We start from the raw sequence: 19,637 nt of genomic DNA on the forward strand, positions 1-19,637 counted from the left end.
CGTCCGACCAGCCGGGGCCCCGGTCCCGCAGCACCCCGTCCCCAGCACCGGGCGGGCGGGTCCGCCCGCGTGCCCGGACGAAAGCGAACGTCATGCCTGTGCCGTACCCTCCCGTCCCCGCGGGGGCGACGCCGTGACCACCACCGCCCCCGGAACCGCCGACACCCCCCAGGTCCACTTCTGGGCCGTGCCCGACCTCACCGGGCTCGACTTCGACCCGATGCTCGCCAAACTCCTCCACGAGGACCCGGTCACCCGCGTCCGGCTCCCGCACGGAGAGGGCCACGCCTGGCTCGTCACCCGCTACGAGGACGTCAAGTTCGTCTCCGTCGACCCCCGGTTCAGCCGCCAGGCCGTCTGGGGCCGCCCCGTCACCCGGCTCGCCCCCCACTTCATCCCCATGGAGGGCGCCGTCGGCTTCGCCGACCCGCCGGACCACACCCGGATGCGCCGGGTCGTCGCCCGCGCCTTCAGCGCCCGCGCCCTGCGCGCGCTGCGCGACCACGCCCAGTCCGTCATGGACGGGCTCCTCGACCGCCTTGAGGAAGCAGGCCCGCCCGCCGACCTCATGGAGACGGTCAACCGGCCCTTCCCGCTCGCCATGGTCAGCGAACTCATGGGCGTCCCCGAGGCCGACCAGCCCCGCATGGCCCACTGGTCCGACACCATCATCTCGGCCGGCGCGGGGCGGGAGGCCAGCGAGCGGGCCAAGACCGAGATGGGGCGGTACTTCACCGAGCTCATCGCCCGCGACCACGGCACGGACAGCGACCGGCTCGCCGCCGTCCTCGCCGACGCCGTCGGCGACGGGACCCTCACCGAGGACGAGGCCGTCGGCCTCGCCGTCCTCATCCAGATCGGCGGCGCCCACGCCGTCCGCAACAACAGCGCCAACATGGTCTACGCGCTGCTCACCCACCCCGACCACCTGGCCCGACTGCGCGCCGAGCCGGAGCTGATCCCGCAGGCCGTCGACGAGCTGCTGCGGTACATCCCGCACCGCAACGCCGTCGGCCTCTCCCGGATCGCCATGGAGGACGTCGAGGTCGGCGGCGTCCGGATCCCCGCCGGAGACCCGGTCTACGTCTCGTACCTGACCGCCAACCGGGACCCGGACGTCTTCCCCGACCCCGGCCGGCTCGACTTCGACCGCGCGTACAACCCGCACGTCGCCTTCGGCCACGGCCCGCACTACTGCCCCGGTTCCACGCTCGCCCGCATCGAGTCCGAGATCCTCCTCGGCTCCCTGTGGACCCGCTTCCCCGGCCTGCGGCTCGCCGTCCCCGAGGACGAGCTCCGCTGGCAGCGCGGCGCCCTCATCCGGGGCCCCGAGACCCTCCCCGTGACCTGGTGACAGGAGCGAGCCACCCGTGACAGCCACCGCCATCGGGGCCGCCGGAGGCCTCGTCGTCCCGCCGGGCCACGGCAGGACCCTGCGCACCGACGCCCAGCACGTCACCTTCAAGGTGACCGGTGAGCACTCCCGCGCGGCCTCCACCTTCGAGGTCGTCGTCCCGCCCGGCTTCGACGTCGGTGCCCACGCCCACGGGCGCAGCGAGGAGCTGTTCTACCTCCTCGACGGCGAACTCGACGTCCTCGCCTTCGAACCGCTCGTCCGCACCCGCGACAGCTGGCGGGAATGGGAGTCCGCCTCCGGGCAGCGGGCCGTGCGGGCCACCCCGGGCACTCTCATCCTGGTGCCGCCCGGCTGCCCGCACGCCTTCGCCAACCCCACCGGCGCCCCGGCCCGGATGCTCTTCCAGGCCTCCCCGCCGCCCGACCACGAGCGGTACTTCGAGGAACTGATGGAGATCCTCGCCGACGCGGGGGAGGGCGGCGAGGTCGACCACGCGGCCGTCGAGGAGCTCCGCATCCGCTACGACATCGAGCAGATCACCCCGCTCCGGCACGACGCCGGCGGGTGACGGTACGGGGCCCGGGGGACCTTCGAGAGCCGGCCTCCGGGACCGGGTGAGCCGCCGGGGCCGGGGCGTGGCCGAAAAGGCATTGCCCGGCCCCGGAGGCCGTCCTTCAATGGCCCTGATGAACCTCGCAGAGCACCTCCTCGACCTGTACGACCGGCAGCTGCGGCGGGAGGCGCGCCCCGACGGACCCGGCTGCCGCGTGGAACGCGCCGGTGACGTCGTCCGCCAGACCGGCCCCGGCCACGCCTGGAACGGCGTCCTCTGGTCAGGGCTCGACGAGCACACCGCCGACGCGGCCATCGCCGCCCAGCTCGCCCACTACCGCGCCGCGGGCGTCCCCTTCGAGTGGAAGCTGTACGGCCACGACGGCCCCGCCGACCTCGGCGCACGGCTCCTCGCGGCCGGATTCGCCCCCGAGGAGCCCGAGACACTGCTCGCCGCCGAGGCCGCCGCGCAGACCGGCGCCGTGCCGCTGCCGGACGGCGTCGAACTCCGCGAGGTCACCGACGCGGAGGGTGTACGCCAGGTCGTCGAGGTCCACGAACGGGCCTTCGGCACCGACAGCTCCGACCTCGGCCGCCGCCTCCTCGACCGGTTGGCCGCCGACCCCGGCACCGTCACCGCCGTCCTCGCCCTCGCCGACGGGGTCCCCGTCAGCGCCGCCCGCCTGGAGCTGTACCCGGGCACCGACTTCGCCGGACTGTGGGGCGGCGGCACCGTCGAGGAGTGGCGCGGCCGGGGCCTCTACCGCGCGCTCGTCGCCCACCGCGCCCGCGTCGCGGCCGCCCGCGGCCACCGCTGGCTCCAGGTCGACGCGGCCCCCACCAGCCGCCCGATCCTCCAGCGCCTCGGCTTCCTCCCGCTCACCACGACCACCCCGTACGTCCACGCCTGAGGAGGCGGCGATGAGGCGGTCCTGCGTTCAGGACGTCCAGTGCGCGGGGCGTGCGAAGCCCTCGGGGAGGACGGTCCTCGCGTCGCCGCGCGCCGAGTTCAGCTGCGGCTGGGTGAGGAACAGGGCGTCCGTCAGGACGGCGCCGGACAGGTCGGCGTCGCGCAGGTCCGCGCCGATCAGGTCCGTGAGGGTGAGGTCCGCGCCCGTCAGGTCGGCGGCGATCAGCAGCGCGCCGCGCAGGTCCGTGCCCCGCAGCTTCGCCCCGCGCAGCCGCTTCCCGACGAGGTCGGCACCCCGCCGGCCGCGCGGCTTGCCACCGGCCGTGGCGCGGACGAGTTCGCTGGTCCGCAGCAGCAGCGGATTCACCTCGGCCCGCACGGGGGCCACGTCCAGCTTCTCCAGGTCGGCGGCCGGCAGCGCGGTCAGCTCCTCGACCCGGGCGAGCGCCGAGCGCAGCTCACCGTGGATCCGGCGGGCGGCGGGCCGCTCCAGGGCCTCCGTGAGGTAGCGGAGCAGCTCGTGCAGCTGCCGCATCACCGGGAAGACCTCGTACATCCGCCGGGCGGTCTCCGGCGCCTCCCGCCACGACACCCCGCCGAAGGTGACCTGGGAGACCCGCTGGCCGGCGCCGAAGCAGTCGTACACCGTGCAGCCCTGGAAACCGCTGGGCCGCAGCCGGGTGTGGATCCCGCACCGGAAGTCGTCCTGGAGGTTGCGGCAGGGGTCGCCGGCGGACTTGTCCACGGCGAAGTCCGCCGACTTCGCGAACGGCAGCGCCACGCAGCACAGGCCGAAGCACTGCGCGCAGTCGCCGCGCAGCGCGGATTCCCGGGTCTCGGGCACGGTGGAACGGTTCCTTCACGGCTCGGGGACGATCCTCCCACCGTATCGCGGCCCCGGCGAAGGGCCGCGGCCCGGGCGAATCCGGTTGCGCGGACGGTCCTGAGCCGGTCAGGATCATGATCATGCCGACGTCCATGCCGCACGACGGGACCGAACCGGTGCACGGGGAAGGAGAGCCGCCCGTCCGCACGGTCGTCGTCGACGGCGTACGGCTCGCCTACCGGGTCGCGGGACCCGAGGGCGCCCCACCGCTCGTCCTGGTCCACGGGCGCGGCGAATCCGGCACCACCTGGACCGGGGTCGTCGAGGAGCTGGCCGCAGGCCATCGGGTGTACGCGGTGGACCTGCGCGGCCACGGGCTCAGCGACCGGCCCGGCGGATACGGCTTCGCGGACTTCCGCGACGAACTCGGCGGCTTCCTCAGGGCCCTCGGCCTCGCCGGCGCCACCGTCGTCGCCCACTCGATGGGCGCCGCCGCCGCGTACCTCCTCGCCCAGCGCGAGCCGGAGCTCGTCGGCCGCCTCGTCCTGGAGGAGCCGCCGGCCTTCGTCCCCCTCGACCCGCCCCGCCCGCGGGCCGAGCGCCCCGAGGGCCCCCTCGCCTTCGACTGGGAGATCGTCCCCACCACCGACGCCCAGCTGAACGCCCCCGACCCGGCCTGGCGCGCGGAGCTCCCCGCGATCACGGCCCCCACCCTGATCCTGGCCGGCGGCCCCACCAGCCACATCCCCCAGGAACAGCTGTCCGGCCTGGCCGCCGCCATCCCCGGCGCCCGCCTGGTCACCGTGGCCGATGCCGGGCACCTCGTCCACGAGACCCGCCCGGCCGCGTTCCTCGCCGCACTCCGGGAGTTCGGCCTGTAGCCGGGGCCGGGGGCTCCTATCCGCGCTCCCGCGCGTCCGCCTCCGTCGCCACCGTCTTCGCCCAGCGGTAGTCCGCCTTGCCGCTCGGCGAGCGCTGGATGCGGTCGGCGAGGACGAGCTGGCGGGGGACCTTGTAACCGGCGAGGTGGCGACGGCAGTGCTCCTGGACGGCCGCCAGGTCCAGCGGGGCCGAGCCCTCGCGCTGCTGGACGACGGCGGCCACGTGGTTGCCCCATTTCGCGTCCGGCACGCCCGCGACCAGGGCGTCGTACACGTCGGGGTGCGACTTGAGAGCCTGCTCGACCTCCTCCGGATAGACCTTCTCGCCGCCGGTGTTGATGCACTGGGAGCCCCGGCCGAGGACGGTCACCACCCCGTCCGCGCCGACCGTGGCCATGTCGCCGAGGAGCACCCACCGCACCCCGTCCCGCTCGAAGAAGGTCTCGGCCGTCTTCGCCGGGTCGTTGTAGTAGCCGAGCGGCACGTGGCCGCGCTGGGCGAGCCGACCGGTCTCGCCGACGGCGACCGGCTCGCGGGTGGCCGGGTCGACGACCTGGGTGCGTTCGTTGACGTGCAGCCGGAAGCCCTTCTCGGGGCCGGAGTCGTCGGTGGCCCGCCCGTTCGAACCGGACTCCGTGGAGCCGAAGTTGTTGAGCAGCAGCACGTGCGGCATCAGCTCGCGCAGCTGCGCCCGTACGGTCTCCGACATGATCGCGCCGGAGGAGGAGAGGCTGAACAGCGCGGACAGGTCGGTGCCGCGCAGCGGCCCGGCGAGCGCGTCGATCAGCGGGCGCAGCATCGCGTCCCCGACCAGGGAGATGCTGGACACCTTCTCCTTCTCGATGGTCCGCAGCACCTCCTCGGGCACGTACTTGCGGTGCAGCGCCACCCGTTGGCCGTAGTGGAAGGCGATGAAGGTGGTGAGGATGGAGGTGCCGTGCATGAGCGGCGGCGCGGGGAAGAAGGTGAGACCGGCACCACCGGCCGCCACCCGCTCGGCCACCTCCTCGGGGCGCTTGACCGGTTCGCCGGACGGGTCGCCGCCGAACAGGCCCGCGAAGAACAGGTCCTCCTGGCGCCACAGCACGCCCTTGGGCATGCCGGTGGTGCCGCCGGTGTAGATGATGAACAGGTCGTCGCCGGACCGGGGGTCGAAGCCGCGCCCGGGCGAGCCTGCCGCCTCCGCCTCTTCGAACGGTACGGAGTCGAGGGCGGCGGCCCCTTCCGGCCGGGCCCCCTCGGCCGGGGTCCCCACCCGCACGAGGTGCCGCAGCTTGTCCGTGCGCGGCAGGGCCGCCGCCACGCGGTCGGTGAACTCGGCGTCGTACACCAGCGCGGTGAGATCGGCGTCCCGGTAGAGGTAGACCAACTCCTCCTCCACATAACGGTAATTGACGTTCACCGGCACGATCCTGGCCTTGAGGCAGGCGAGCACGGTCTGGAGGTACTCGACGCCGTTGTACAGGTGGAGACCCAGGTGTTCGCCGGGGCGGACGCCCGCGTCGAGGAGGTGGTGGGCCAGCCGGTTGGCCGCCTCGTCGAGCGCGGCGTAGGTGAGCCGGCGCTCGGCGCCCGTGCCCGGGTGGTCGACGTAGACCAGCGCCTCGCGCTCCGGCACCACGTCCACGACCGATTCGAACAGGTCGGCAAGGTTGTACTCCACCGTTCCTCCTGACCCCGGCGCGTTCGGACTCGGGCGGTCATTAGAGCGCCGACGGGCGGAGGTGGGAAGGGGATGGGCCAAAGAATCTGACTGCCTGTCAGAAAACTATTGAACTACCCCCGCCACTCCTGCAACCTGTTCCAGAACTGGAGACGGGAGAAGCCCATGGCCGGCACCGAACACCTCACCGTGCGGCGCGAAGGCGCCACGCTCGTCCTCACCCTGAACCGCCCCGAGGCCAAGAACGCCCTGTCGCTGCCGATGCTCGTCGGCCTGTACGACGGCTGGATCGAGGCCGACGCGGACGACGCCGTCCGCTCGATCGTCCTCACCGGAGCGGGCGGCGCCTTCTGCGCCGGCATGGACCTCAAGGCCCTCGCGGGGAAGGGCATGGCCGGGGACGCGTACCGCGAGCGGCTCAAGGCCGACCCCGACCTGCACTGGAAGGCGATGCTCCGCCACCACCGCCCCCGCAAGCCCGTCATCGCCGCCGTCGAGGGCGCCTGCGTGGCCGGCGGCACGGAGATCCTCCAGGGCACCGACATCCGGATCGCCGGCACCTCCGCCCTCTTCGGCCTCTTCGAGGTCCGCCGCGGCCTCTTCCCGATCGGCGGCTCCACCGTCCGGCTGCCCCGTCAGATCCCGCGCACCCACGCCCTCGAAATGCTTCTCACCGGCCGCCCGTACACCGCCGAGGAAGCCGCCGGGATCGGACTCGTCGGCCGGGTCGTCCCCGACGGAAAGGCCCTGGACACCGCCCTCGACCTCGCCGAACGGATCAACGCCTGCGGCCCGCTCGCCGTCGAGGCGGTGAAGGCGTCCGTGTACGAGGCCGCCGAGCTGACCGAGACGGAGGGGCTGGCGGCCGAACTCAAGCGGGGCTGGCCGATCTTCGACACGGCGGACGCGAAGGAGGGGGCGAGGGCGTTCGCGGAGAAGAGGCCGCCGGTGTACCGGCGGGAGTGAGTTCTCCCCACCCCGCCCCTTCCCGTAACCGGGGGCAAGCCCCCGGACCCCCGTAAAGGACAGATCTCAGCCCCGCTGGGGGTCCCCCCACGCCGCTAGGCGTAGGGGGAGTTTGAGGCGCGGGGTCCGGGGCGGAGCCCCGGTTACGGGAAGGGGCGGGGTGGGGGAGAAGCCCCGCGCAGCGGCCTCCGCGCCGCCGCCCGCCGCACCCCCGCCGCGCCCTCCGACCGCCGCCCCCAAGGAGCCCCGCCCCCATGACCACCACCCCCCCACCGGAAACCCTCCGCGCCCCCCTCGTCGTCGAGTTCCCCTTCACCCGCTCCCTCGGTCCCGTCCAGTCCGCCTTCCTCACCGCCCTCCGCGAACGCACCGTCCTCGGCGTCCGCACCGAAACCGGACGGATCCTCGTCCCGCCCGTCGAGTACGACCCCGACACCGCCGCCGAGCTGCGTGAACTCGTCCAGGTCGAGCCCACCGGCACCGTCACCACCTGGGCCTGGAACCCCGAGCCCCGCCCCGGCCAGCCCCTCACCACCCCCTTCGCCTGGGTCCTCGTCCGCCTCGACGGCGCCGACACCGCCCTCCTGCACGTCCTCGACGCCCCCGGACCCGAGACCGTCCGCACCGGCATGCGGGTCCGGATCCGCTGGGCCGCCGAACGCACCGGCGCCATCACCGACATCGCCTGCTTCGAGCGGTACGACCACACCGCCCCCGCCACCGAACCCACCCCCCACACCGGCGCGTTCGACGACCCCGTCACCACCCTCACCACCCCCGCCCGCCTCGACTACACCTACAGCCCCGGCCGCGCCCAGACCCGCTATCTCCACGCCCTCGCCGAACGCCGCACCGTCGGCGAGCGCTGCCCCTCCTGCGCCAAGGTCTACGTCCCGCCCCGCGGCGCCTGCCCCACCTGCGGCGTCGCCACCACCGAGCAGGTCGAGGTCGGGCCGCGCGGCACCGTCACCACCTTCTGCATCGTCAACATCAAGGCCGCGCATACGGCGAACCTCGACATCGAGGTGCCCTACGTCTACGCCCACATCGCCCTCGACGGCGCCGGCCTCGCCCTCCACGGCCGGATCGGCGGCATCCCCTACGACCAGGTCCGCATGGGCCTGCGCGTCGAACCCGTGTGGAGCGAGGACGGCCGCTACCCCGACCACTACCGCCCCACCGGCGAACCCGACGCCGACTACGACACGTACAAGGAGCTGCTATGAGCGCCCCCGTCCGGGACGTGGCGATCGTCGCCTTCGCCCAGAGCGACCACCGGCGCCGCACCGACGACCTCTCCGAGGTCGAGATGGTGATGCCCGTCCTCCACGACGTGCTGCGGCGGACCGGTCTGAAAGCCTCCGACATCGGCTTCACCTGCTCCGGCTCCTCCGACTACCTCGCCGGGCGCGCCTTCTCCTTCACCATGGCCCTCGACGGCGTCGGCGCCTGGCCGCCGATCTCCGAGTCCCATGTCGAGACGGACGGGGCCTGGGCCCTGTACGAGGCCTGGGTGAAGCTGCTGACCGGCGAGGCCGACACCGCCCTCGTCTACTCCTACGGCAAGTCCTCGCCCGGCTCCGTCCGCGACGTGCTCACCCGCCAGCTCGACCCGTACTACCTCGCCCCGCTCTGGCCCGACTCCGTCGCCCTCGCCGCCCTCCAGGCCCGGGCCCTCATCGACGCCGGCGGCACCGACGAGGCGGCGCTCGCCGCGCTCGCCGCCCGCCGCCGCGCCGACGCCGCCGCGAACCCGCACGCCCAGGTCACCGGCGCCCGCCCGCAGGGCGATCACGTCGTGGCGCCACTGCGCACCGGCGACTGCCCGCCGGTCGGCGACGGCGCGGCCGCCGTGATCCTCGCCGCCGGCGACCGGGCCCGCGAGCTGTGCGCGCGGCCCGCCTGGATCCGCGGCATGGACCACCGGATCGAGGCCCACGCGCTCGGCGTCCGCGACCTCACCGACTCGCCGTCCACCCGGCTCGCCGCCGAGCGCGCCGGAGCCTTCGAACGGCCCGTCGACACCGCCGAACTCCACGCCCCCTTCACCTCCCAGGAGGTGATCCTCACCCGGGCCCTCGGCCTCGGCGACGAGGTCCGGATCAACCCGTCCGGCGGCGCGCTCGCCGCCAACCCCGTCATGGCCGCCGGTCTGATCCGGCTCGGCGAGGCCGCCGCCGCCGTGCACCGGGGCGACTCCGACCGCGCCCTCGCCCACGCCACCTCCGGGCCCTGCCTCCAGCAGAACCTGGTCGCCGTCCTCGAAGGGGAACCCCATGTCCGGTAAGGAGCCCGTGGCCGTCGTCGGCATCGGCCAGACCAAGCACGTCGCCGCCCGCCGGGACGTCTCGATCGCCGGACTCGTCCGCGAGGCCGCCCTGCGGGCCCTCGACGACGCCGAGCTGACCTGGGCGGACGTCGACGCCGTCGTCATCGGCAAGGCGCCCGACTTCTTCGAGGGCGTCATGATGCCGGAGCTGTACCTCGCAGACGCCCTCGGCGCCGTCGGCAAACCCCTCCTGCGCGTCCACACCGCGGGCTCCGTCGGCGGCTCCACCGCCCTCGTCGCCGCCAGCCTGGTCGCCGCCCGGGTGCACCGGACCGTCCTCACCCTCGCCTTCGAGAAGCAGTCCGAGTCCAACGCCATGTGGGGCCTGTCCCTGCCGGTCCCCTTCCAGCAGCCCCTCCTCGCCGGCGCCGGCGGCTTCTTCGCCCCGCACGTCCGCGCCTACATGCGCCGCACCGGCGCCCCCGACACGGTCGGCTCCCTCGTCGCGTACAAGGACCGCCGCAACGCCCTGAAGAACCCCTACGCCCACCTCCACGAGCACGACATCACCCTGGAGAAGGTGCAGGCGTCCCCCATGCTGTGGGACCCCATCCGCTACTCGGAGACCTGCCCGTCCTCCGACGGCGCCTGCGCCATGGTCCTCACCGACCGGGCCGGGGCGGACCGGGCGCCCCGGCCCGCCGCCTGGGTGCACGGCGGCGCCATGCGCAGCGAGCCCACCCTCTTCGCCGGCAAGGACTTCGTCTCGCCCCGCGCGGGCCGCGACTGCGCCGCCGACGTCTACCGGCAGGCCGGGATCACCGACCCGCGCCGGCAGATCGACGCCGTCGAGATGTACGTGCCGTTCTCCTGGTACGAGCCGATGTGGCTGGAGAACCTGGGCTTCGCCGCCGAGGGCGAGGGATGGAAGCTCACCGAGTCCGGCGTCACCGAACTCGACGGCGATCTGCCCGTCAACCCCTCGGGGGGCGTCCTCTCCACCAACCCCATCGGCGCCTCCGGCATGATCCGCTTCGCCGAGGCCGCCCTCCAGGTACGGGGGGAGGCCGGCGAGCACCAGGTGGACGGCGCCCGCCGGGCCCTGGGCCACGCCTACGGCGGCGGCGCCCAGTTCTTCTCCATGTGGCTGGTGGGCGCCGAACCGCCCGCCGCCTGACGGCCTCAGGCGCGCAGGCCGTCGCGCACCCGCTCCGCCAGCGCCACCGGGTCGCCCTTCGGGGTCACCGGGTAGGAGTTCCGCCGCAGGTTCCAGTCGTTCTCCCAGGCGAACCAGTCGATCGCGGCCGGCGCCCGCCCGGTGACCAGCGAGGTCTCCAGCGAGTCCAGGTACGCCGACCAGCGGGGCGCGTAGAAGTCGGAGACGAGCCCCGACCACTCGCGGTTGGCGTAGTCGTGCAGACCGGCCTCGCTGCCCGCCCGGTGCCCCCACGTCGTGACGAGCGAGCGGGCGTCGAACTCCAGCGTCGCCCGCTCCTGTTCGGTGCGGCCCCACGCGCGGGCGCCCTCCAGCCACGGCCCGAGCAGGAACCGCCGGTCGGTGGCGAGGAGCTCGTCGAGCAGCTCCATGGACCGGCGCCACTCCGCCGCCTCCGCCCGGAACGCCGCCAGGTCCTTCGCCTCGTACGCGGCCTTGATCCGCGGCAGCAGCACCCGGCTGCGGTTGGTGAGCGCCTGCCGGGCCGTGTCCACCAGGTCGAAGCGGTACGCGTCGGTGGACCGCAGCTCCGGGGCCACCCGCAACAGCTCGTCCAGCGCCCGCTCCACCGTCGACGCCTCGTACCGCATCGTCTTCGGCCCCCACGAGGCCGAGGTCCTGACGGTGAGGCTCGGCCGGGCGGTGAAGAGGCTGTCCTGCGACTCGCTCCAGCCGTTCGACGGGGTGCCGTACGGGCCCTGCCGCAGCCACTCCCAGGCCTTGGCCGCGTGCGGGTCGGGGGAACCGTAACGGCGGGCCGCGTACCGGGCGAACCAGTCGGCGTGGTCCACCGGCGCGTCCTGCCAGGCAAGTTCGGTGAAGAGCGAGAGGGCCACCGGGTCGGCGGTGGTGGCCTCCGGGAGGAAGGCGATGCCGCGCAGCGCGCTGCCCGGCTTCGTCCGCCAGGTCTCGAACCGCTCGGTCCACACGGAGGTGTTGGCGCCGATCGTGGTGTGCCCCCCGAAGTTGGGGATGGTGCCGAAGGCGTACGGCGTCCCGGACCAGGCCGTCTCCCGGTCGAGCCCGTCGTACCGGTCGGAGAGCCCGTCCACCACCAGGAGGCGCGAGGTGTCGACGCCCGCGAGCAGCTCGGCCTTCGGGTTGCGCTGCCAGCCGAGCAGCACCCACGTCGCACCCCGCCGGGAGGCGTCGAGCGACTCCATCACCCGGGCCGCGGCCTCGCCGACCGGCACGTCGCCCGGGTTCCCGCCCTCGTGCAGCAGGTCCATCTTGTACATCGTGGTGGTGCCGAGCAAGTGGGCCTGGTGCCGGTAGAACGCGGCGGCGACCTCCGGGAACAGGGGCCCGCGCGGATCGAGCCAGTCCGGCCGGGTGAAGCCGATCCACCGGCCCTGCGGCACCACCCGCCCCTGCGGATTGCGGTCGGTGAAGCCCGGCGGCACCGTGCCGAAGTAGCCCGGCAGCACCGGCGTCATGCCCAGCTCCCGCAGCCGCTCCACGATCCGCTTGCCAAGGGCGGCCCGGCGGGCGATCAGCTGTTCGGTGACCGGGCCGCCGAACGACGACATGTTCTGCATCAGCCACCACGGCTGGTGGGCGGGCCCCGGGATCCAGGCGCGCAGCTCCTCGCTCGTGTAGCCGAACTCCTGGAACGCCGCGTGATAGGCGGCCTCGGCGCCCATCTGCACGAACACCTCGTTCACCCCGTGCAGGGCGAGGAGGTCGATCTGCCGCTCGTACGCGTCCCAGTCCCGGTACGCCCCCGAGTAGCCGTCGTCCGTGTCGTTGAGCGCGAACCGGTGCGGCACCGAGGCCGACCGGCTGATCATGCCGGAGGGCGCGGGCAGCCGGGCCGGCAGCGCCGCGAGACTGTCGCCGGGCGAACCGAGGTCCACGCCCGCCGTGTAGCTCAGATACCAGTGCACCCCGCGCAGCAGCACCGCCGGGGTGCCGCCCGTGACGAGGATGCGGCCCGGCGTGCCCGACACCGTGAACCGGTCGCCGGAGTCGGCCCGGCGCGTCAGCACCAGCTCGAACTGGTCCGCGTGCCGGGGCAGCAGGCGTACCAGCGCGGCCCGCGCCGCGCCGGCCGAGTACGCCGCCGCCGGTGCCCCGGCCGGCCCGGCCGCCGGAGCGACAGGGGCGGCCGGGGCGCCGGACTCGGCGGAGGCGGGCACCGAGGAGGGCGGCGCCGTCAGCACCGCGGCGCACAGGGCGAGGGAGCACACCGAGCGCGCGGCCCAGGACCGCGCACGGGAAATAGGAGGTCTCATGCTTCGGCTCATCCCCATTGTCAGGACCGTGGGACGATCATGAACTGACCGCCCGTCATATGGGAGTATTCGCCGGGACTCCGGTCAAGGAAGACACGCTTCCCCGACCCGTTCCCCAACTCCGTACATCTGTGCGTCGAACACCCCCCGACCTGCGCGTCGACAGCCGTACCCCACACCCCACGCCCATGTGAACCGCTTGCACGAATGCGGTTACACAGGACGCGTTCCGGCGTACGCTGGGCCTTTCGCGGGGTGATCGCCCCGGCGCTTGGACCGTGCGCCGGGTGTGCGCCCCCTGGGTGGGGGTGGAGCGTGGCACGACAGGACGGCAGGGCGACCCGGCAGGGCTTCGGCCTCTTCGAACGCGAGGCCGCGCTCGACGCCGCCGAGGAGGCGCTGGACCTCCTCACCGGCCTCGCCGGGGCGAACGACGCCGACGAGCCCCCGTCGCCACCCGTCCCCGTCCCTGCCGTCCCCGCCCCGCGCGACCCCCACGGCGCCCACGTCATCCCCCTCCGCCCCGGCCGTACGGGCTCCGCCGACACCGCGCGCCCCTTCCCCGCCGACCAGCCCGCCCCGCGCGGCGGCGTCCTCGCCTACGCCGCGCCCGCCGGACTCGGCAAGACCACGCTCCTCGCCGAGATCCGCCGCCGCGCCGGCGCCCGCGGCTGCACCGTCCTCTCCGCCCGCGGCGGCGACCAGGAACAGCGCGTCGCCTTCCACGTCGCCCGCCAGCTCCTCCAGCCCCAGCTCGCCCACGCCTCCGACGCCGAACTCCGCGAACGGCTCGGCTCCTGGTACGACATCGTCGGCCCCGCCCTCGGCCTGCGCGCCGCCACCGCCGGCTCACCGCCCGACCCCCAGGGCCTGCGCGACGGCCTGGACTGGGTCCTCACCCACCTCGCCGTCCGCCGCGCCCCGCTCGTCCTCGTCCTCGACGACGCCCACTGGGCCGATCCCGAGTCCCTCGGCTGGCTCGCCTCCTTCGCCCCGCGCGCCGAGGATCTCCCCATGCTCCTCGTCGTCGGCTATCGGCCGGACGAACTCCCCGAGGAAGGAGCAGAGTTCACCGGACACCGGTCCGGCCAGCGCCCGCACGGTCTCGCACCCCTCACCGCCGACGCCGTCGCCCGGCTGGTCCGGGACCGGATCGGCGCCCACGCCGACGACGCCTTCTGCCGCGACTTCTGGACCGTCACCGCGGGCAATCCCTTCGAGACCGTCGAACTCGCCGCCAAGGTCCGCGACCGCGGCCTCGACCCCACCGCCGACGGTGCCCACGAACTCCGCGACCTCGCCGCCGCCCTGAAGGGCAGCGGCCTCATCACCCGCATCGAACGCCTCGGCCCCGCCACCGTCCGGCTCGCCTGGGCCTGCGCCGTCCTCGGCACCGAGATCTCGCCGTCGCTCGCCGGAGACCTCGCGGGACTCGGCGACGAGGCCGTCGCCGACTGCGCCGCACGCCTCCGCGAGGCCCGCGTCCTCGCCGAGGCGACCACCTCCGACGCCCCGCTCGAATTCGTCCACCCCCTCATCGCCACCACCGTCTACCGCTCCATCCCCGACGCCGTCCGCGTCGCCTTCCACGGCCAGGCCGACGCCGGACTCGGCCCCGCCGTCGCGGCCCGCCACCTCCTGGAGACCCACCCGGAGGGCGACCCCGGCGTCGTCGCCCAGCTCCGCGCCGCCGCCCGCGAGAACCTGCGCGCCGGCGCCCCGGACGCCGCCCGCCGCCACCTCGCCCGCGCCCTGCGGGAACCCCCGGCCGCCGACGAGCGCGCCGCCGTCCTCTTCGAGCTCGGCTCCGCCTCCCTCCTCACCGAACCCGCCACCACCGTCAACCACCTGCGCGCGGCCCTGCAGGAGCCCATCTCCGACCCGGTCCTGCGCCAGAACATCGTCTACCGCCTCTCCCAGGTCCTCGCCCACAGCGACCGCCTCGTCGAGGCCTCCGAACTCCTGGAGGAAGAGGCCCGGCGGACCACCGACGCCCGCAGCCGCCTCCGCATCCAGGCCGAGCGGTTCATGTGGGACGCCCTGAGGGCCGACGAACCCGAGTCGCCTGCCCGCTCCCGCCGCCTCGCGGCCCTCGCCGAGCGGCTCCCCGGCCGCGATCTCACCGAGCGGTACATCATCGGACTGCGCGCCTGGGACGCCACCCTGCGCGCCGAACCCGCCGCCATCGCCCTCCGGCACGCCGAGCGGGCCCTCGAAGGCGGCCTGAGCTGGGCCGACGAGACCCGCGGCTTCGAGGTCCCGGTCCTCGTCGCCCTCATCCACCTCTACGCCGACCGGCCCGGCCGCGCCGAGGAGCTCTTCGCCGCGGGCACCGCCGAGTTCGAGAAGCAGGGCTGGCGCGGAGCGCATCTCTCCTTCGCCTACACCCTCATCGGATACATCCGCTTCCGGCGCGGCCGGCTCGTGGAGGCCGAGGACTTCGCCCGCGCCGGACTCCGCCTCGCCGAGCGCGTCGGCCCCGGCACCCCCGCCCTGTGGTACGCGACCGGCGTCATGATCGAGGTCCTGCTCGCCCGCGGCCGCACCACCGAGGCCGAACAGGTCGCCCGCGAGCACGACTTCGGCGCGCCCTTCTCCGTCACCGTCACCATCCCCGACTGCGAGACCGTCCACGCCGAACTGCTCCTCGCCACCGGCCGCACCGAGGAGGCCGCCGTCGCCCTCGCCGACATCGGCCGCCGCCTCGACCCGCGCGGCAAGCGCAACCCCTCCTGCTGCCCCTGGCAGCTCTACCTCGCCCTCGCTCAGGCCGCCACCTCCCCGGCACGGGCCCTCGCGACCGCCCACGACGCCGTCGCCCGCGCCCGCCAGTACGGCGCGCCCTCCGCGATCGGCCAGGCGCTCCGGGTGACCGCCGAGGTCTCCGAGGGCGCCGAGCGGATCAAGCTCCTGGAGGAGTCCGTCGAGTGGCTCGACCAGTCCCCGGCCGCGTACGAGCTGGCCCGCTCGCTCGTCGCCCTGGGCGCCGCCCTCCGCCGCACCGAGCGCCACGCCGAGGCCGCCGAGCACCTCTACCGCGGCCTGGAGACCGCCCAGGAGTGCGGTGCCGACGGCCTCGTCGAGGAGGCCCGCGCCGAGCTGACCGCCGCGGGACTGCGCCCGCGCGCCCTGCACACTGTCGACAGCCACTCGCTCACCGCCCGTGAGCGGGAGGCCGCCCGCCTCACCGTCCGCGGCCTCGACCCGGCCGTCGTCCTCGGCATCGACCCCACAGCCGCCGCCCGCCTGCTCTCCGCCGTCTACCGCAAGCTCGGCACCGACCGCTCCGGTCTCGCCCATGCCCTGGGCGACCCCGACGCGCCCGGCGGGACGGAGCCGGCGCCCCGGGAGGCGGGCCCGGCGGACTGAAACCCCGGAAGGGGACCCGTGCGGCGCCGGAAAGGACGGAGCCCGGCGCCGCGCCGCGCGCCCGGGCACGTACCATGGCCGTATGTCCTTCCTCCGCCGCCGCAGCGCCACTCCCGCGGGCCCGGACTTCGACGTCCTGGCCATGGACCCGGGGGACTGGCCCGGCAATCTCGGCGCCGGTCTGCTGCCCGCTCCCGACGGTTCCTGCCAGGGTGTCTTCCTGCGCTACGACCTCTTCGGCGGCCGCGGCCCCGCGATGATCATCGGAAACCTCCCGGAGGGCTCCCCGGCCCGGGAGCTCGCCGAGGGCCAGATCCCCTTCGAGGTCGCCCAGCTCCTCGCCGCCCTCGAGAACGACGAGCCGGTCGAGGTGATCGACACCGAGGACGTCCCCGTCATGCAGGGCGACAACCTCCTCATCGTGCGCCGCTTCAAGCTCTCCGAGAGCCGCATCTCCTGCGTCCAGTTCGACCGCAGCGACAACGTCCTGGTGACCATCGCCAGTTGGGACCGGCCGATCACCGACGACCTCTACGCGCTGCTCAAGCCGCTCCCCGCCGAGCTGTTCCAGCAGGGCTGAGCAGGGAGCGGGGGCCGATGAGCGCACGCGTCGACGCCTGGATCTGGGCGGTCCGGCTGACCAAGACCCGCTCCCAGGCCGCCGCGGCCTGCCGGGCCGGGCACGTCAAGGTCAACGGCGAGCGGGCCAAGCCCGCCCAGGCCGTGAAGCCCGGCGACGAGGTCCGGATCTTCCACGCGGGCCGCGAACGGATCGTCGAGGTCAAGGAGCTCCTGACCAAGCGGGTCGGCCCGCCGGTGGCCGCCGAGGCGTACGTGGACAACAGCCCGCCCCCGCCGCCGCGCGAGCACGTCGCCCTCGCCGCCGTCCGCGACCGCGGCACGGGCCGCCCCACCAAACGGGAGCGCCGCGAACTCGACGAACTCCGCGGCCGCCGTCCCTAGAACGTCTCCGACCTCCTGGAACGTCTCCGACGAAGAAGACGGCCGAAGGGCCGCCCCGGACTCCCCGGGGCGGCCCTTCGCGCACCTCAGGACGGGGCGCCGGCGAAGGCGGTGGCCACCCGCGCCGCCGTGGTGCCGAGACCGCGCGGCACCGTCCAGTCCGGGGAGGGCGACGCGGTTTCGGCACGCGGCCGGAGCAGTGGCGTCCCGGCGCCCGAGCGCACGTCCCCCGCCCCGTACCGCCGTACGCCGCGGTGCCAGTTCAGGATGCCCGCCAGCCAGTCCTCCAGCTCCCGCAGCCGCGCCTCGAACGCCGCCCTGCCCTCGGCGTCCAGGCCGAAGTGGGCGTACAGCTGCGGCACTTCACGCTGCTTCAGGTGCTCGTACTGGCGCAGCCGGCCGCGCATCAGCTCGTGCACCATCCCGGCGGCGGTGTCCCGGCCGACGTCGAAGAACTTCTCCAGGACGAGCACCCCGTTGTGCAGCTCGCCCTCCACCTCGACCTCCTTCTGGTACGAGAAGAGGTCGTTGAGGAGCGTCGCGTAGTCCGCCACCGCGTTCTCCAGGCCGCGGACCGTGCCCGAGCGGTGCAGCGCCTCCGGCAGGACGGCGCCCGTGCGGAGCCGGCCCAGCATCATGGTCAGTTCGGAGCCGAAGGTGCTCCGGCGCATCTCCACGTAGTCGACCGGGTCCGGCACGCGGTGCTGCGTCTGGTTGTGCAGCTCCCACATCCAGCTCTCCAGCATCCGTTCGAGGGCGCTCCACAGCGCGGCCCGCGCCTCCCGGTCCATGGCCCCGGCGGTCCGCGCCCACACGTCGGCGAGCGCCCGCTCCATCGGGTTCCCGGCGAGGTCCGGCGCGGAGGCGGGGTCGTCCACCGGCAGGCAGGCCTTCAGCCGGTCGGTCTGGACCCGCGCCTTCGCCAGGTCGCGGCTCCGGCCGAAGACCATCGGGTAGTAGTCGTCGGCGTAGGTGCCCCAGGTCAGCCAGAGAGTGCTGAGCTCCAACTCCTCCAGGGTGGCGTCGGGGTCGATGCCGGCCGCGCAGAGCGCGAGGTCGAAGCCCTCCATCAGCGGCCGGTCCCAGATGTCGTCGAGCAGCCCCATGGCCTCGGCCCAGTCCTCGGAGCGCCGCTTGGCCTCCTGGTGGTGCGGGCTGAGGGCGAGGGGGTAGGGGAGGTCGAAGTCGGGCAGCGGCAGGGGGCCGACGGGCTGGTGCGGGGTGTGGGTGAGGCTCCGTGTCCGTGCCTCGGCGGCCCGGCCGCCGAACAGGCGGGGGAGGTCGGGGAGGCCGGGGACCGGCGTGCTGGGCGCCGGTGCGCCGGAAGCGTCCTCGACCATGCCCTCGTTCATGTACCGGCTGGAGCGCATGTGCCACTCGTGGCCGCCGGACTGCCAGTCCTGGAGCCCCTTGGTGTACGCGCCGATCGCCGCGCACTCCAGCGGGGTGAGGCCCTCCTGCACGGCGAGCGCGGGCACCTCCGTGAGGGCGGTGTTCTCGAACTGCTGGAGCCGCGAGGTCAGCAGGTCGTTGACGGCGTCGGCGGCCTCCTGGGTGGAGCAGCCGAGGAAGTGCTCCAGGACGAGCACGCCGTTGCTGTTCTCGCCCTCGTCCTCGACCTCGCGCTGGTACGAGAAGAGGTCGTTGCGCAGGTGGACGGCGTCCGAGAAGGCGTCGCGGAGCACCCGCAGCGGCCGCGCGCCGGCGACCCGGTCGGGGACCTCGGCCCCGGCGGCGTACTCCACGAGCCCGGCCGACCAGGGGGCGCCGCCGACCTTGCGGCGCATCTCGATGTACTCCAGGGGGTTGGCGATCCGGCCCTCGCCGATGTTGTCGAGCTCCCACAGGGACTCGTAGAGGAGGGCCTCGGTGGCCTCGGCGAAGCGCCGGCGCCACCCGTCGGACATGGCGGGGACGGTGCGCCGCCACAGGTCGGCGAGGCCGGCCTCGACGGGGTTGGCCGGCTCGGGCGGGCCGGCCGCGGGGTCGGCCGGCATGAAGGCGGGCAGCCGGTCGAGGTACTCCTTGCCGCCGGCCCGGTCCTGGGTGCGCTTGAAGACCTCCAGGAAGTGGTCGTCGAAGAAGAAGACCCACGTGTACCAGTCGGTGACGAGGTTCAGCGCCTCCTCGCCGCAGTCCGGATGGGTGTAGGCGCAGAGCAGCGCGTAGTCGTGCGCGTCGAGGTCGGCCGTCTCCCAGATCCCGGAACCCTCCAGCATCCCCATGGCACGGGCCCAGTCCCGGGTGTGCGTCCGGGCGGCCTCCACATGGGGGTTGAGGCGCGCCGGATACGGGACGTAGAAATCCGGCATGACGAAGGGCTGAGGCATGTGCGGACGGGCCTTTCCGGTGGGCGGGTGCTGTTCCGGCCCAGCCTTACCCCTCTCCCGGCCGGCGAACCCGGGCTCCGTAATAGTCGTATGAGCAGATG

The 19,637-nt window shown here is 74.2% G+C and carries 15 protein-coding genes; 11 read left to right on the plus strand and 4 right to left on the minus strand.

Going from position 1 to position 19,637, the window contains the following annotated elements:
• The first annotated feature begins 133 nt into the window (after nucleotides 1–133).
• The 3 genes from QK442_RS11660 (at nucleotide 134) to QK442_RS11670 (ending at nucleotide 2,820) form a co-directional block, all read left to right on the plus strand.
• Nucleotides 134–1,354, plus strand: a complete 1,221-nt coding sequence (locus QK442_RS11660) for a cytochrome P450 (RefSeq protein ID WP_282693819.1) — start codon at nucleotides 134–136, stop codon at nucleotides 1,352–1,354.
• Between the two features lie 31 nt (nucleotides 1,355–1,385).
• Nucleotides 1,386–1,925: a cupin domain-containing protein gene (locus QK442_RS11665; protein WP_282693949.1), complete on the plus strand. Its 540-nt coding sequence runs from the start codon at nucleotides 1,386–1,388 to the stop codon at nucleotides 1,923–1,925.
• 118 nt (nucleotides 1,926–2,043) lie between these two features.
• On the plus strand, nucleotides 2,044–2,820 hold the full coding sequence (locus tag QK442_RS11670) for a GNAT family N-acetyltransferase (protein ID WP_282693820.1): 777 nt from the start codon (nucleotides 2,044–2,046) through the stop codon (nucleotides 2,818–2,820).
• A 27-nt stretch (nucleotides 2,821–2,847) separates the two neighbouring features.
• On the opposite strand, the gene QK442_RS11675 is transcribed toward QK442_RS11670, so the two are convergent.
• Nucleotides 2,848–3,663, minus strand: coding sequence for a pentapeptide repeat-containing protein (locus QK442_RS11675; protein WP_282693821.1), 816 nt, complete (start codon nucleotides 3,661–3,663; stop codon nucleotides 2,848–2,850).
• Between the two features lie 122 nt (nucleotides 3,664–3,785).
• Here QK442_RS11675 and QK442_RS11680 point away from each other — a divergent pair, with 122 nt between their 5' ends.
• Nucleotides 3,786–4,526, plus strand: a complete 741-nt coding sequence (locus QK442_RS11680) for an alpha/beta hydrolase (RefSeq protein WP_349239645.1) — start codon at nucleotides 3,786–3,788, stop codon at nucleotides 4,524–4,526.
• A 16-nt stretch (nucleotides 4,527–4,542) separates the two neighbouring features.
• Here QK442_RS11680 and QK442_RS11685 read toward each other — a convergent pair whose 3' ends face one another.
• Nucleotides 4,543–6,189 carry an acyl-CoA synthetase gene (locus QK442_RS11685; RefSeq protein ID WP_282693822.1) on the minus strand — a complete coding sequence of 549 codons (1,647 nt, stop codon included), beginning with the start codon at nucleotides 6,187–6,189 and terminating at the stop codon, nucleotides 4,543–4,545.
• A gap of 165 nt (nucleotides 6,190–6,354) precedes the next feature.
• Here QK442_RS11685 and QK442_RS11690 point away from each other — a divergent pair, with 165 nt between their 5' ends.
• The 4 genes from QK442_RS11690 to QK442_RS11705 all read left to right on the plus strand — a co-directional run bounded on the left by QK442_RS11690 (nucleotide 6,355) and on the right by QK442_RS11705 (nucleotide 10,601).
• Complete coding sequence (locus QK442_RS11690; RefSeq protein WP_282693823.1) at nucleotides 6,355–7,155, plus strand: crotonase/enoyl-CoA hydratase family protein; 801 nt, start codon at nucleotides 6,355–6,357, stop codon at nucleotides 7,153–7,155.
• Nucleotides 7,156–7,409: 254 nt separating this feature from the next.
• On the plus strand, nucleotides 7,410–8,381 hold the full coding sequence (locus QK442_RS11695) for an OB-fold nucleic acid binding domain-containing protein (RefSeq protein ID WP_282693824.1): 972 nt from the start codon (nucleotides 7,410–7,412) through the stop codon (nucleotides 8,379–8,381).
• Complete coding sequence (locus QK442_RS11700) at nucleotides 8,378–9,442, plus strand: thiolase domain-containing protein (protein WP_282693825.1); 1,065 nt, start codon at nucleotides 8,378–8,380, stop codon at nucleotides 9,440–9,442. The genes QK442_RS11695 and QK442_RS11700 overlap by 4 nt, the downstream gene beginning before the upstream one ends.
• Nucleotides 9,432–10,601 (plus strand): thiolase domain-containing protein, encoded by a 1,170-nt coding sequence (locus QK442_RS11705; protein WP_282693826.1) that lies wholly within the window; start codon nucleotides 9,432–9,434, stop codon nucleotides 10,599–10,601. The genes QK442_RS11700 and QK442_RS11705 overlap by 11 nt, the downstream gene beginning before the upstream one ends.
• 5 nt (nucleotides 10,602–10,606) lie before the next feature.
• Here the strand turns inward: QK442_RS11705 and QK442_RS11710 are convergent, their stop codons facing one another.
• Nucleotides 10,607–12,874 carry an alpha-N-acetylglucosaminidase gene (locus QK442_RS11710; RefSeq protein WP_282693827.1) on the minus strand — a complete coding sequence of 756 codons (2,268 nt, stop codon included), beginning with the start codon at nucleotides 12,872–12,874 and terminating at the stop codon, nucleotides 10,607–10,609.
• 315 nt (nucleotides 12,875–13,189) lie between these two features.
• Between QK442_RS11710 and QK442_RS11715 the strand changes: the two genes are divergently transcribed.
• The 3 genes from QK442_RS11715 to QK442_RS11725 all read left to right on the plus strand — a co-directional run bounded on the left by QK442_RS11715 (nucleotide 13,190) and on the right by QK442_RS11725 (nucleotide 17,206).
• The gene (locus QK442_RS11715) at nucleotides 13,190–16,243 is read left to right on the plus strand and encodes an AAA family ATPase (protein ID WP_282693828.1); all 3,054 of its coding nucleotides are present in this window, start codon (nucleotides 13,190–13,192) and stop codon (nucleotides 16,241–16,243) included.
• Between the two features lie 82 nt (nucleotides 16,244–16,325).
• Nucleotides 16,326–16,823, plus strand: coding sequence for a hypothetical protein (locus QK442_RS11720; protein ID WP_282693829.1), 498 nt, complete (start codon nucleotides 16,326–16,328; stop codon nucleotides 16,821–16,823).
• Nucleotides 16,824–16,840: 17 nt separating this feature from the next.
• The gene (locus QK442_RS11725; RefSeq protein ID WP_282693830.1) at nucleotides 16,841–17,206 is read left to right on the plus strand and encodes an RNA-binding S4 domain-containing protein; all 366 of its coding nucleotides are present in this window, start codon (nucleotides 16,841–16,843) and stop codon (nucleotides 17,204–17,206) included.
• A gap of 86 nt (nucleotides 17,207–17,292) precedes the next feature.
• Here QK442_RS11725 and QK442_RS11730 read toward each other — a convergent pair whose 3' ends face one another.
• A complete protein-coding gene (locus QK442_RS11730; RefSeq protein ID WP_282693831.1) occupies nucleotides 17,293–19,536 on the minus strand; it encodes a germacradienol/geosmin synthase in 2,244 nt (747 codons plus the stop codon).
• Nucleotides 19,537–19,637: the final 101 nt, after the last annotated feature.

This window comes from Streptomyces sp. CC208A (genome assembly GCF_030010625.1).
Classification (GTDB): domain Bacteria; phylum Actinomycetota; class Actinomycetes; order Streptomycetales; family Streptomycetaceae; genus Streptomyces.